Origin of the sequence: Alcanivorax sp. (genome assembly GCF_051117345.1) — a bacterium.
Taxonomy (GTDB): Bacteria; Pseudomonadota; Gammaproteobacteria; order Pseudomonadales; family Alcanivoracaceae; genus Alcanivorax.
On record NZ_JBNPEC010000158.1, the window covers coordinates 1 to 13,522 of the forward strand.

Genomic DNA, 13,522 nt, shown 5'->3' on the forward strand with positions numbered 1-13,522 from the left:
GGAGAACAGGCTGCTACCATTGGGCAAGGCCAGGGGGTCTTCCAGGCGGGCCGCCTCCTCTTCGAGGTGTCGGTCGTCGCTGGTCCAGTTACCCTGGGACACCAGCACCGCCGTAAGCAGCCCCATCAGCATCACCACCACCATGATTTCCAGCAGTGTGAATCCGGCCTGAGCGACGGAGCGCAAGCGCATCTTACTGAATGTCGCGCCAGTTGATGTCCGCATCGGTACCTTCGCCACCCTCTACCCCATCGGCACCCAGAGAGAGCAGATCGAAGGGCCCGTCTACACCGGGGCTGATGTAGACATAATCATTATTCCAGGCATCCTCGGGCACGCTGGACAGATAACCGCCGTCAGGCCATTTGCGGGCAGACGCCGGGCGTTCAACCAATGCATTGAGGCCTTCTTCACTGGTGGGGTAACTGCCGTTGTTGAACTTGTAGAGATCCAGCTGCTGGACAATCTTGCCCATGTTGGCCTTGGTCAGGTCCACTTTGGCCCCTTCACCCTGGCCGATCACATTGGGCACGATGACCGCAGCCAGCAGGCCGATAATGGCCACTACCACCATAATTTCCAGCAGGGTAAACCCCGACATAGCACCTTTCGTTTTCATTCTTCCACCTATCCCGCTAGTAAATTGTTCATCTGCATGATGGGCAACATGACCGACAGCACGATTAGCACCACCACGCCCGCCATAAACAGCAGCATGATGGGCCCCAGCAGGCCCACCATAGTATTGACCGTGCTACTCAATTCCCGTTCCTGATAATCAGCGGCCCGGGTGAGCATATGATCCAGCTCACCGCTGGCTTCGCCGCTGGCAATCATCTGCACCAGCATGGGCGGAAAATACCCGCTGGCATCCAGGGCCCGGCTCAGGCTACCGCCCTCGCGGACCTTGGCGGCGGCATTCTTGACCGCGTTTCTCACCTCAAGGTTGCCGACCACCTGGGCGGCAATAAACAGGGCATCCACCAGGGGCACCCCGGAACGACCGAGAATCCCCAGGGTGCTGGCCAGGCGGGCACTGTCGGCAGCCCGCAACATGGTGCCTACCATCGGCATGGTCACCAGCCTGCGGTGCACCCGCAGGCGGAATGCCGGGTCGCGCATGGCCCGCATGAAAGCCACAACCGCGACGATCAGGAGCAGAATCAGCAGCCAGCCCCAGTCGCGGGCAAAATCACTGAGCGCCATGACAATGCGGGTTAATAGCGGCAGCGTCTGCTCACGGCCTTCGAATACTGCCACCAGTTTGGGCACCACAAAGGTCATCATCAGCATGATGACAATGGTGGCAAACACCATGATAAAGGCCGGATAGATCATTGCCTGGGCCACCGAGCGCCCGGTGTCATGGCGGGTTTCCAGATAATCGGCCAATTGCTCCAGGACCTGTTCCAGATGGCCGCTCTGCTCGCCTGCTGCCACCGTGGCCCGGTACATTTCCGGGAAAGCCCGGGGAAAGGATTCGAAGCTGTGGGCCAGGCTGAAGCCCTCGCGAACCTTGGCGCGAACCGCCAGGATAATCCGTTCGATACGGTCATTGGCAGCCTGCTTGGCCACCGCCGACAGGGCCTGCTCTACGGGCAGGCCGGATTTGAGAAGCGTGGCGAGCTGGCGGGTCAACAATGCCTGCTCGGCGCCATTGAGCTTGCCGGAACCGGAAAAGCGCCCCAGGCCGGCAGAACTGCTGCTGTCCTGAGCTTCGTTGACTTCAATGGGGACCCAGCCCTTGTCACGGAGCTGTTGGCGCACCTGGCGAGCACTGTCGGCTTCCAGGGTGCCTTTCTTGATTTTGCCCCTGTGATCCAGGGATCGGTATTCGAATGCAGGCATGGATCAGGGGTCCGGTCAGTCTTCGCGGGTCACACGCAATACTTCTTCCACGCTGGTGTGTCCAGCCAGTACTTTACGCCAGCCATCCTCGCGGATGCCACTGGTGAGGGTACGGGCGTGTCGGTTCAATGCCAGTTCGCCTGCCTGGTCATGGATAAGCTGGCGCATGGTTTCATCAATCAGTACCAGCTCGTAGATGCCGGTTCGCCCGCGGTAGCCCTGCTGGTTACAGGCATCGCAACCATTTGGATGATAGAGCGTACAGGATTCGTCTTCCGGCAACCCCATCATTCTCAATTCGCTGGCGCTGGGCTGGTACGGGGTCTTGCAGTCATCACACAAGACTCTCACCAGCCGTTGCGCCAGCGCCCCCAGCAGGGAACTGGAGAGCAGGAAAGGCTCGATACCCATATCCTGCAGCCGGGTCATGGCGCCCACGGCAGTATTGGTATGTAGCGTAGACAGAACCAGGTGACCGGTCAGTGATGCCTGCACGGCAATTTCAGCAGTTTCCAGGTCACGGATTTCACCCACCATCACTACATCCGGATCCTGTCGAAGAATGGCGCGCAGCCCGCGGGCAAAGGTCATATCCACCTTGGTGTTGACCTGAGTCTGGCCAATACCTTCGAGCTTGTATTCGATGGGATCTTCCACGGTGAGAATGTTACGGGTGCTATCGTTGAGATCCGCCAGTGAGGCATACAGCGTCGTGGTCTTACCGGACCCGGTAGGCCCGGTGACCAGGATAATGCCGTGAGGCTTATGAATCAGCTCGCGCATGTGCTTGTCGCACACCTCGCCCATGCCCAGATGGGACAGCTGCAATCGCCCTGCCTGCTTGTCGAGCAGACGCAGCACCACCCGCTCCCCATTACTGGACGGCATGGTGGACACCCGCACATCCACGTCCCGGCCGCCGATTCTCAGGGAGATACGGCCGTCCTGGGGAATCCTCTTCTCGGCGATGTCCAGTCGGGCCATTACCTTGATGCGCGACACCAGTAGTGGCGCCAGCTCCCGTTTCGGGGTGAGTATTTCGCGCAATACCCCATCGACCCGCATGCGAACCACCAAGCGGCGCTCGAAGGTTTCAATATGGATATCGGAGGCATCCTCGCGGATCGCTTCCTGCAACAGGGCATTGATCAGCCGAATAATCGGCGCATCATCTTCCTGTTCCAGCAAATCGGAGGTTTCTGGCAATGAATCCGCGAGACTGGCCAGATCCAGCCCTTCCAAATCACCGGCTGCCTCTGCGGCGGCGCCGCGCTGCTGCTCATAGGCGATGGCCATGGCAGAAGTAAAAGCTGCATCATCCATGGGTACCAGCGCCGGCAGCCGACCTATATAACGCTGGACCTCACTAAGCGCTGACAGCGGCACATCCTTTCGGTAGCACAACTCGCGGTTGCCATCCTTTTCACGCAACAGCACACCGTAGCGCCGGGCAAACCCATAGGGCAGCAGCGACGGGGGAAGGTCTTTATTTTCCGGCGTCTCGATGTGCTCGTTCATTTCAGTATTTGTCCATCAGATTCTCGATCACATTAGCCGTGATCTCTGTCAGTTCCATGAACTGGAAACCCACCTGGTATTCCCCGGGAGCATCCAGAATTTCCGACCATACCACCCGGGCATCGAAGCTGATCGTGTTGACCCCGGCAATTTGATCCGGCAACACCATTCCCATATGTAATACCTCACCATGGGGAAGCTCACGGCGGGTAAACAGCTTGAACCCGTCCAGGCTGATGTTCATCAGGCGGCCCACGTTACCACCGGTGCTGCGATCGAACACCACCATTTCCCGAAACAGCTTCTTGCGCGGGTGGCGGCGATGGTCCTTGCGGCTGTCTCTCACATCATTTTCGTCGTCAGCCTTACGCAACACAATGACGACACCGGTAAAATTGCCGGCATCATCGTTGATGGCGTTACCGCGCACCGACAAGGCTACCAGCCCGTCCTCATCCTGTGTGTACAAGCTGTGTTCGTTTTTCCAGCCTTCGCCCTGCTGACAGGCCAGTCGCAACGGTGATTCCTTCCACTCCCAACGACGCTTGCCGGTATCATCATTGAAGATCAGCGCCGCAATGTCCTTACCCACCAATTCATCACGCGGGCGGCGCAGCAGGGCACAGGCCGCCTCATTGCAGAAAGACACCTTGCCGCGGGCATCCGCTCCTATCAGGGCCTCACCGAGGGCGTGTAGCAGGCGCTCGTTTTCGTCCTTCAGGCGTTTCATCTGCACCACTGCCTGCTGCAGTTTCTTTCGCTGGCGGTCCAGCTCAAGAAACACATTGACCTTGGCTTCCAGTATTTTCTGATCGATGGGCTTGAACAGATAGTCCACCGCGCCACATTCGTAGCCCCTGAACACGTATTTCTGCTCTTTGGAGATAGCAGTGACGAAGATGATGGGAATATGGCGGGTTTTGTTGTTCTTACGCATCAGCTCGGCGACTTCAAAGCCATCCATTTCCGGCATCTGCACATCCAGCAACACCAGCGCAAAATCATACTTCAGCGCCAGCGAGAGTGCCTCGTTACCCGATTGTGCCATAACGAGGTTACGCCCTTCCCCGTCGAGAATTGCTTCAAGGGCGATAAGATTTTCCCTGTGATCATCCACAACCAAAATGTTTTGCTTCATAGGTCTACTACCCTGCAACCTGTTCTGCCAGAAAGGGCCCGATTGCTTCAAGGTCGAGCACTCTGGAAACCGCACCTGTTTTTATTGCCGCTTCGGGCATGGCCGGTGCTTCTGCACTTACCGGTGACTGGGCAATGGTGAACCCGCCACGACGGTGAATATAGTCAATTCCTTTTGCACCATCTTCATTGGCGCCGGTAAGAATAACCCCGGCAAGCTGTGTTCCGTAAACCGCCCCCGCGGAAAGAAACAGCTCATCTACCGATGGGCGAGAAAAGAGTACGGGCCTTCCTGCTGAAAAGGCCAACGTCTCATCCTCCTCCACCAGCATGTGATACCCCGGTGGCGCCACATAGACACAGCCAGGCTGTATCTCTTCCTTGTCCTCCGGCGCGATCACTGGCAGTTGGCAATAACGGGCCAGCAACCACGGCAACCGATTTTCCGCGCTGGCATGCTGATGCTGAACCAGCAGGATCGCAGCCGGAAAGTCGGCCGGCAACGCCGACAGGATGCGAGTATACGCATTAAGGCCTCCCCAGGAGGCCCCCATGACAATCGCCTTTACCGGCCCCATCCTGTTAATCACGATGAGTTACCGCTGCCCTCCCCGCGCTGGGTTTTGCCGGCTTCGTAGGCAGCACGATGCGCCTGTGCTTCGCGCAGTTTCTCCTGAAGTTCGCGCCGCTGTTTATCCAGGCTGAGAAAGAAATCCACTTTGCTCTTGAGAATCAACGGGTCCAGGGGTTTGAACAGGTAATCCACCGCCCCGGCCTGGTAGCCCTTGAAGACGTATTTCTTTTCCTTGCTGATGGCAGTCACAAAAATAATGGGGATGGTCTGTGTATCCTTTCGCTGACGCATCAATTCTGCAACTTCAAAGCCATCCATGCCCGGCATCTGCACATCCAGCAACACCAGGGAAATATCTTCCTTAAGCAGAACCTTCAAGGCTTCCTGGCCGGAATGCGCCTTGATAAGGGTACGCCCCTCGCCTTCCAGGACTGCCTCCAGCGACACCAGGTTGGCGGGTTGGTCATCCACGAGTAGCAGCTTCTGCTCTATCATCGGTTGTCTCTAGTCATGCGTGGTGAAGTAATTGCCGCTTGCGGAAAATCCGCAGCGGTGTGTTGATCACATCAAAGGTCTCTTCCTGGCCGCTGAAACGCAGGCTTTCCTTGGTACCCAGGCAGAGATAGCCGCCCATGTCGAGGCTGTCACTGAACAGGCGAATCACACGGGCCTGCAGGGCACGATCAAAGTAGATCAGCACATTGCGGCACAGGATAACGTGCATTTCACCAAAAACCTGGTCGGTTGCCAGGTCATGGTCGGCAAAAACGATGTTGCGCTTGAGGCGCTGTTCCATAATCACGCTGTCATAGCGCGCGGTAAAATAATCCGACAGGGAATGTCGCCCCCCCGCCCGGCGATAATTGTCACCATACTGTTTTACCGCCTCAATGGAATAGATTCCTTTTTTGGCGGATGCCAGCACATTCTTGTCAATATCAGTGGCATAAATCATGGCGCGGTCGTAGAGCCCTTCTTCCTCCAGCAGGATGGCCATGGAATAAATTTCCTCGCCGGTGGAGCAACCGGCATGCCATATCTTGATAAAGGGGAAGGTTTTCAATACCGGCACCACGTCCTCACGGAAGGCCCGGTAGAACTCCGGATCCCGGTACATCTCGGTCACATTGACGGTGAGATCGTTGAGCAGGGTCACGAAGAACGGCCGGTCTCGTAGCACCTTGTCGGTCATTTCCATGATCGAGGCGAAACCGGACATGGTCACCCGATGCATGACCCGGCGACGAATGGAGGCCTTGCTGTAGGAGCGGAAATCGTACCCGTACATCTGGTAGATAGCCTCCAGCAGTAGCCGGATCTCGATATCCTCCACATTGATCTCATCGTCATCGATGGGGTACGGCTCAGCCATTCATTGATCCTCCAGGGCCTACTTGTGGAGCCAAACCCGCAACAGCGAGGTAAGTTTTGCCATATCAATCGGCTTGGAGCAGTAATCGTTGGCACCCGCCTGAATGCATTTGGCCCGGTCGTCCTTCATGGCCTTGGCGGTGAGTGCCAGCATCGGCAGTTTCTGGAAGCGGGCCTGCTCGCGGATATGTGTCATGGCTTCATAGCCATCCATCTCCGGCATCATGATATCCATCAGCACGATATCCATATCCGGGTGCTCTTCCAGAACATCCAGTGCTTCACGACCATTGTTGGCAATGGTGATAGCGAAACCCAGCTCTTCCAACTGGGCCGACAGCGCATAAATGTTGCGCATATCATCATCCACCAGTAGCAGCTGCTTACCTTCGAAAATATCGTCGCGGTGCTCGATGGCATCCGTGCTGGGACGACGGTTGGCCGGCAGCGTGGACTCCAGCCAGTGCAGGAACAGGGACGCTTCATTCAGCAGCCGCTCGTGGGAGCGTTCCGTCTTGAGGATGATGCGGTCAGCATATTTACGCAGCTTCGCTTCTTCTTCGCGGGTCATGTCCTTGCCGGTGTAAATCACCACCGGAACGCTGTCATAGCTTTCACTGGCATGGAGGGTTTCCAGCAGTTCGAAACCGCTCATGTCCGGCAGGGTCAAATCCAGAATCATGCAGTCGAAAACGGTATCGCGCAGTGCCTTCAGCGCCTCCTCACCACTGGTTGCAGCCGTAATTTCGACTCCTTTCTGATCGAACAGCTCACGGATACTCTCGTGCTGGATTTCACTGTCTTCAACGACCAGCAGACGGCGTACATTGGTTTCGATGGCGCCTTCAATCTTGGCAAAGGCAGAGAGGATGTCATCCTGCTTGGCCGGTTTGGTGAGGAAATCAATGGCACCCAGCTCAAGCGCTTTCTTGCGCTCATCCCGTCCGGACAGGAAATGTACGGGAATATCCTTGGTGCGCGGGTCAGCCTTGAGCTTCTCCATGACCTCCCAGCCATCAATGCCGGGCAAGCCGATATCCAGAATGATGGCACTGGGGCGGTAGTGGCTGGCGTATTCCAGCGCGGCTTCGCCGTCGGAACAGATGTGCCCTTCCAGCCCATAATCGGCAGCCAACTCCAGCAGTACGTTGGCGAATTCACTGTCATCCTCGACGATCAGTACGGTTTTTTCGCGCACAACGAAATCATCCCGACCCGTTTCGGCATGCGTCAGTGGAGCGGTATGCGCTTCCGCATTAGTGCCAATGTCCGCTTCCTGTGGCACACCGCCGGCTGATGCCTCCATGGACTCCTCAGAGCCTTCCGGCAGATACAGCATGAAGGTAGAACCCGTACCTTCCCCGTCACTGTAAAGACTGATCTCGCCGCCCAGCAGGCGTGCCAGTTCCCGGGAAATGGTCAGGCCCAGACCGGTGCCGCCATATTTGCGGCTGGTGGTGCCATCGGCTTGCTGGAATGCCTCGAAGATCAGTTTCTGTTTTTCAGCCGCAATGCCGGTACCTGTGTCGGTAACCGCAAACTTGATGGTCTGGTCACGCAGGAGCTGACGGGAAGGTAGCGACTCGTCTTCCTCCGGGCGGGCGATAGTCAGCGTCACCGACCCTTGCTCGGTGAATTTCAGGGCGTTGGAAAGCAGATTCTTGATGATTTGCTCCAGGCGCTGACGGTCGGTGTAGAAGTACGCCGGCAGGTTGTCGCCCAGATTGACATGAAAATCCAGATTGCGGCTTTCCGCCACATGGGCAAAGTTTCGCCGGAAATGCTCACCAATTTCCTGCGGGGACAGGTCATCAATGATCACATCCATCTTGCCTTCCTCGATCTTGGAAATATCGAGAATATCGTTGATCAGGCTGAGCAGGTCCGAACCGGCAGAATGGATCACCTGGGCATGTTCTACCTGTTTGTCATCCAAATTGCCTTTCTTGTTCTGGCCCAGTGCATTGGAAAGAATCAGGATCGAGTTAAGCGGTGTCCGCAGTTCGTGGCTCATGGTGGAGAGGAACTCGGACTTGTACTTGGAGGACATTTCCAGTTCACGGATCTTGTCTTCCAGCTCATGGCGCAACAGCTCAAGCTCATCGTTCTTCTGCGCCATCTCGCTCTTCTGCTCGGTAAGCAAACGCGCCTGAGCCTCCAGCTCTTCGTTGGTAACGCGTAATTCTTCCTGCTGAGCCTGCAGACTCTCTTCGGAGGCGCGCAAAGCCTGGGTCTGTGATTCCAGCTCTTCGTTGATCGCCTTCAGCTCTTCCTGCTGCTGCTGCAGGCGTGATTCCGAGGCAGACAGCTCCATGGCCTGCTCTTCCAGGTCTTCATTGACCTGAGCCATCTCTTCTTTCTGCCGTTCAAGGGCCACGGCCTGTTCCTGGGTCTGTTCCAGCATTTGCGCGAGACGCATGCGGCTTTGCACGCTGTGCACAGACACCGCAATCACAGACACGCATTGCTCCAGGAATGTCAGGTCTTCGTCACTGAATTCGCGGAAAGCCCCGATTTCGAGCACGCCCTTGATCTCATCATCATGGACAACCGGCATCACCATCACATTGCGAGCCTGCCCGGCGCCGGTTCCGGAAGCGATACTGATGTAATCTTCCGGCACCTGTTCCAGCAGGATGCTTTTACGCTCCAGCGCACACTGCCCCACCAGGGACTCGCCCAGCTTGAAAGTGTTGGCCAGATGTTTACGCCGCTGCATGGCATAGGAGCTACTCAGGGTGAGCTGCTCGGTGGACGGGTCAAAGCTGTAAAACGCCCCCACCTGAGCTTCCAGCACCGGCACCAGGAAACTGAGCATATTGTTGCCCAGCTGCTCAAAGCTCATCTCACCGCGCATGCGATTGTTGAGCTCCGCCAGATGATTTTTGATGGTTTCCTGGCGGCGATCCTCGGTGTGGCGCTTTATAAGCGAGTCACGCATCTTGCGAATGGCGTGTAGCAGGTGCCCTGTCTCGTCACGGCCACCCTTTTCAATCTTGGTATCCCACTTGCCATTGGCAATATTGTCGGCCGCGTTCACCGCGCCTTCCAGTGGCAAGGTAATGGCACGGGTCACACGCAGGGCAATCAGGGCCAATAAGGTAAAGGCAACCAGGCCCAGAAACAGGCCGATTTTCTGGGTGCTGAGATTGTCGGAACGACTGGAATTCAGGGTTTCACGAAACGCCTCGTAACGCTGTTTCTCAAACGCTTTCTGGTGCGTCTCGTAAGCATCCTGCAGGCTGCGAACATGGCTGATGCGCTGGTATAGATCATCGGAAGCCGTATCGTTGTCGATCAGGCTGCGCGCCAACGTGGTGGCCTCACCGATGTAGGCACTGAAACTACTGCGCAAGTCCTCAACGCTGCCCGACAGACTGGGGTCAGTACGGCGGATATCCGCCAACCGTTGCTCAAACTCGGCGGCACGACTCTGCGCTTCCTGCAACAGATCCGGATCGGCCTGAGTAATGGCTGCAATAAAGGATTCACTGATCGCAATGAAATCCACATTGTTGGCGTTGACCAGCTCCAGAACCGGGAAGTCCTGACTTTCGATCCGTTTCAGGTGATCAATATTGGTTTCGGCAATGTAGAAGCTGTAGGCCGCATAGACCACAAACAACACAATACCCAGTCCGGCCACAGACAGAATCTTCAGCCGCACAGACAGGTTCTGGAACCAGTTCATTCAGATAGCCCTCTCGCCTTTCCGGCTTTTTGTTCTCAGTGCCCCCCGAAAGGGCTAAGCCTGAATCCGCGATCCAGGCTAAGACTAAAGTGTGAGGCTACCAGAAAGCCTGGCAACACGGCAATAAAGTGCCTGAAGTTGCGTAACCAGGTGGTTGATTTGGCTGAAATTATTTCCGACTAGCGGTGATGGCAAGGGATGCTGGAGATGAAGGGGATAACAGGAAGGGTAAAAGCTGGTGCCCGGGGCGGGACTTGAACCCGCACGACCAAAGGTCAACGGATTTTAAGTCCGTTGCGTCTACCAATTTCGCCACCCGGGCGGTGACCGTGCAGGTCAATAATTGGAGGCGCGGGTCGGAATCGAACCGGCGTACACGGAGTTGCAGTCCGCTGCATAACCACTCTGCCACCGCGCCTTTAAACTGGTTTACCAAGAAAAAACCTCGGCGGAACCGAGGTTTTCGAAAACTTGGAGCGGGAAACGAGATTCGAACTCGCGACCCCAACCTTGGCAAGGTTGTGCTCTACCAGCTGAGCTATTCCCGCTTTTTTCTGCCCCGAATCATGCTTCGTTGCGGGGAAGAATTCTACTCATCGCCCTCTCACTGTCAAGCCGGGCTCCGTGTTTTTTCTGATTTTTCAGCACTTTGACTAAAAAATCTTCGATTCGGGACGGCCCTCAGTACCAGGCAGGCTGCCGCAGTCGACTCAGTCCCCGCTTTTCAGTAACTCGGGGGCTGCCGCGCGCAGATAGGAGCCCATGGACCAAAGCGTCAGCGCCGTAGCCAGATACAACAGGCCATAACTGAGCCACAGCCAGGGAGTCATAACGATATCGCCAAACGCATCGAAGCCGGGTTTCTGAGCCAGCAACAGGGTAATGGCTGTCATCTGGGTCACCGTTTTGATCTTGCCGAGCTGGCTGACCGCCACCCTGCCCCGCTGCCCCAGTTCTGCCATCCACTCACGCAGGGCCGACACTGCAATTTCCCGGGAAACGATCACCATGGCGGGCACTGCCAGCCAGGCAGTGGCATGGATCTGTACCAGCATCACCAGAGCCACCCCGACGATCAGCTTGTCCGCCACCGGGTCCAGAAACGCCCCCAGAGGACTGGTCTGATTCAGGCGCCGTGCCAGGTAACCGTCCAGCCAGTCGGTCACACCCGCTGCCAGAAACAGGGCCGCCGCGCACATATCGCTCCACTTGAACGGCAAATAGAACACCAGAACCAGAACGGGAATTGCCAATACACGGATCATGGTCAGAATATTGGGCAAATTCAGGATCGGGCTCGTTTTCTGCATATGCACTACCGCCAAAATAAGGGCCTGTTGATACGCTGCTCGGCCGTCGCATACCTGAAAAAAGCATGAAGAGCGGCACGAACACAGCGCATGGCCAGCCTCAACACTCGCGGAACCGGAACACCGCGGGCACTAACAGGCCGAAAGCACCAGTATAACGGAAAGCCGACTGTGACTCATTGCCGATTTGCGATCGGGGCCTAGTCGTGGAACCAATCGTAAAGGGTTTGCGCCATCTGGGCATTGATCCCCGGCACCCGCGCCAGCTCTCCGGCGGAGGCGTTGCGCAACTGCTTGAGGCCGCCAAAATGGGTCAGCAGCGCCTTGCGACGCTTCGGGCCGATACCGGGAATTTCGTCCAAGGAGGACTGTTTGCGGGTCTTGCCGCGCCGGGCGCGATGGCCAGTTAGTGCAAACCGATGGGCCTCATCGCGAACCTGTTGCAGCAGGTGCAACGCAGAATGGGATGGCCCCGGCACCAGTTCCTGCCCATCAGGCAAATACAATACTTCAAAGCCTGGTCGCCGGCTGGGCCCCTTACCTATGCCCATTACCCGCACGCGGTCTTGCAACCCCAGCTCCTGCGCCACATCCCAGGCGCGCTGCATCTGCCCCTTGCCGCCATCGATCAACAACAGATCCGGCAACCTGCCCTGCTCCTTGATCACCCGCTGGTAGCGGCGTCGCACCGCTTCTTCCAGTGCTTCGTAGTCATCGCCGGCATGGGCCGGCGCCACGTTGAAGTGGCGGTAGTCGGTTTTCCTGGCGCCCTGTTGATCAAAAACCACACAGGACGCCACTGCTTTCTCACCCTGAGTGTGGCTGATATCAAAACACTCAATGCGACGCACCGGCTCATCCGCCCCAAGCAACGCCTCAAGAGCCAGAAAACGCTGTTCCATGTGCTCGCGGGCCGCCAGTTCTGCTGCCAGGGATTGCTGGGCGTTTGTCTGAGCCATGTCAATCCAGGCAGCCCGCTCGCCCCTGACTCGCCAGGCCAGACGGACCTTCTTGCCCCAATGACGACTCAATGCCTGCTGCAACGCCTCCGCACTGGCAGGCTCCAGCCCCAACAGGATTTCCTGGGGCTGCACCGGATCTTCCCGGTCGCCCAGGTAATACTGAGCCAGGAACGCTTCCAGAATTTCGTTTTGGTCCTCTTCACCACGGGTATCCGGGCGAAAGGTGCGATGGCCGAGAATTCGGCCACCGCGAATCATCAGCACCTCCACCACTGCCAGGCCGTGACGACTATCGATGGCCACCACATCCAGATTGCCCTGACCGGTCTCCGCGTATTGCTTCTGCTGGACAGATTGAATCGCCGCCAGCTGGTCGCGCACGATGGCGGCCCGCTCGAAATCCAGAGACTGGGACGCGGCATCCATTTCCGCACTGAGCTGCTCGACCACTTCCCGGCTGCGACCATCAAGGAAGTCCATGGCCAGTTTCACCTGATGGGCATAGGCTTCCTCGCTGACCAGGCCGACGCAGGGGGCAGTACAACGATTGATTTGATGCTGCAGGCAGGGCCGGGTCCGATTGCGGAAGTAGCTGTCGCTGCAATTGCGCACCTGAAAGACTTTTTCCACCAGGGAAAGCGCTTCTCGTACCGCGCCGCCACTGGGGTAAGGGCCAAAATAGTGACTGCCGCTGCGGCGGCTACCGCGATGAAAGGTGATGCGCGGGAACCGGTCCGCGGAGGTGATACGAATATAGGGATAGGATTTGTCGTCGCGCAGCAGAATATTATAGGGCGGCCGCAGTTCCTTGATCAGCGATTGTTCCAGCAACAACGCTTCTGCCTCGCTGCCTGTGACGGTCGTCTGGACACTGGCGATACGGGCCACCAGAGCGCGGGTCTTCGCGCTGGTGATGTTTTTCTGGAAATAACTGCTCAGGCGCGCCTGCAGATTGCGCGCCTTGCCCACATACAGGACATCGCCGCCCTCATCGAGCATGCGATAAACGCCCGGCTTGCGGGCGCAATGATCCAGAAAGTGTTGGGGGTCGAACTCTGACAAGGGATAGGTCTCGGCCAGCTACTGCACCAAAAGTGTAACAGCTTCGGCC

Annotated in this window: 11 protein-coding genes and 3 tRNA genes; all 14 read right to left on the reverse strand. The window is 57.1% G+C overall.

What is annotated here, in order from left to right:
* Positions 1-192, reverse strand: a 192-nt coding sequence (locus tag ACFE0K_RS10295) for a prepilin-type N-terminal cleavage/methylation domain-containing protein (protein ID WP_434535982.1), incomplete at its 3' end; no start/stop codon positions are given.
* Between the two features lies 1 nt (position 193).
* On the reverse strand, positions 194-619 hold the full coding sequence (gene gspG / locus ACFE0K_RS10300) for a type II secretion system major pseudopilin GspG (RefSeq protein WP_434535983.1): 426 nt from the start codon (positions 617-619) through the stop codon (positions 194-196).
* Positions 620-627: 8 nt separating this feature from the next.
* Positions 628-1,848 (reverse strand): type II secretion system inner membrane protein GspF, encoded by a 1,221-nt coding sequence (gspF, locus tag ACFE0K_RS10305; RefSeq protein WP_434535984.1) that lies wholly within the window; start codon positions 1,846-1,848, stop codon positions 628-630.
* A 15-nt stretch (positions 1,849-1,863) separates the two neighbouring features.
* The gene (gene gspE / locus ACFE0K_RS10310) at positions 1,864-3,366 is read right to left on the reverse strand and encodes a type II secretion system ATPase GspE (protein WP_434535985.1); all 1,503 of its coding nucleotides are present in this window, start codon (positions 3,364-3,366) and stop codon (positions 1,864-1,866) included.
* A gap of 1 nt (position 3,367) precedes the next feature.
* The gene (locus ACFE0K_RS10315) at positions 3,368-4,504 is read right to left on the reverse strand and encodes a response regulator (protein WP_434535986.1); all 1,137 of its coding nucleotides are present in this window, start codon (positions 4,502-4,504) and stop codon (positions 3,368-3,370) included.
* A gap of 7 nt (positions 4,505-4,511) precedes the next feature.
* Entirely contained in the window at positions 4,512-5,057 is a 546-nt protein-coding gene (locus tag ACFE0K_RS10320) for a chemotaxis protein CheB (RefSeq protein WP_434535987.1), read from the reverse strand.
* A gap of 32 nt (positions 5,058-5,089) precedes the next feature.
* Positions 5,090-5,572, reverse strand: a complete 483-nt coding sequence (locus tag ACFE0K_RS10325) for a response regulator (protein ID WP_297763632.1) — start codon at positions 5,570-5,572, stop codon at positions 5,090-5,092.
* A 13-nt stretch (positions 5,573-5,585) separates the two neighbouring features.
* Positions 5,586-6,449 carry a CheR family methyltransferase gene (locus ACFE0K_RS10330; RefSeq protein ID WP_434535988.1) on the reverse strand — a complete coding sequence of 288 codons (864 nt, stop codon included), beginning with the start codon at positions 6,447-6,449 and terminating at the stop codon, positions 5,586-5,588.
* Between the two features lie 18 nt (positions 6,450-6,467).
* Positions 6,468-10,139 (reverse strand): response regulator, encoded by a 3,672-nt coding sequence (locus ACFE0K_RS10335; protein ID WP_434535989.1) that lies wholly within the window; start codon positions 10,137-10,139, stop codon positions 6,468-6,470.
* A 236-nt stretch (positions 10,140-10,375) separates the two neighbouring features.
* A tRNA-Leu gene (locus ACFE0K_RS10340) sits at positions 10,376-10,461 on the reverse strand.
* A gap of 22 nt (positions 10,462-10,483) precedes the next feature.
* Positions 10,484-10,557, reverse strand: a tRNA-Cys gene (locus tag ACFE0K_RS10345).
* 54 nt (positions 10,558-10,611) lie between these two features.
* A tRNA-Gly gene (locus tag ACFE0K_RS10350) sits at positions 10,612-10,687 on the reverse strand.
* A gap of 162 nt (positions 10,688-10,849) precedes the next feature.
* Positions 10,850-11,449 carry a CDP-diacylglycerol--glycerol-3-phosphate 3-phosphatidyltransferase gene (gene pgsA / locus ACFE0K_RS10355; protein WP_084573356.1) on the reverse strand — a complete coding sequence of 200 codons (600 nt, stop codon included), beginning with the start codon at positions 11,447-11,449 and terminating at the stop codon, positions 10,850-10,852.
* A 200-nt stretch (positions 11,450-11,649) separates the two neighbouring features.
* Positions 11,650-13,473: an excinuclease ABC subunit UvrC gene (gene uvrC, locus ACFE0K_RS10360; protein WP_434535990.1), complete on the reverse strand. Its 1,824-nt coding sequence runs from the start codon at positions 13,471-13,473 to the stop codon at positions 11,650-11,652.
* Positions 13,474-13,522: the final 49 nt, after the last annotated feature.

Excerpts from the sequence above, each read along its gene's own strand:
- ACFE0K_RS10325 (WP_297763632.1), bottom strand. The coding sequence starts at position 5,572 with ATGATAGAGCAGAAGCTGCTACTCGTGGATGACCAACCCGCCAACCTG.
- ACFE0K_RS10320 (WP_434535987.1), bottom strand. The coding sequence starts at position 5,057 with ATGGGGGCCTCCTGGGGAGGCCTTAATGCGTATACTCGCATCCTGTCG.
- gspF (WP_434535984.1), bottom strand. The coding sequence starts at position 1,848 with ATGCCTGCATTCGAATACCGATCCCTGGATCACAGGGGCAAAATCAAG.
- pgsA (WP_084573356.1), bottom strand. The coding sequence starts at position 11,449 with ATGCAGAAAACGAGCCCGATCCTGAATTTGCCCAATATTCTGACCATG.
- ACFE0K_RS10330 (WP_434535988.1), bottom strand. The coding sequence starts at position 6,449 with ATGGCTGAGCCGTACCCCATCGATGACGATGAGATCAATGTGGAGGAT.
- gspG (WP_434535983.1), bottom strand. The coding sequence starts at position 619 with ATGAAAACGAAAGGTGCTATGTCGGGGTTTACCCTGCTGGAAATTATG.
- ACFE0K_RS10315 (WP_434535986.1), bottom strand. The coding sequence starts at position 4,504 with ATGAAGCAAAACATTTTGGTTGTGGATGATCACAGGGAAAATCTTATC.
- gspE (WP_434535985.1), bottom strand. The coding sequence starts at position 3,366 with ATGAACGAGCACATCGAGACGCCGGAAAATAAAGACCTTCCCCCGTCG.
- ACFE0K_RS10335 (WP_434535989.1), bottom strand. The coding sequence starts at position 10,139 with ATGAACTGGTTCCAGAACCTGTCTGTGCGGCTGAAGATTCTGTCTGTG.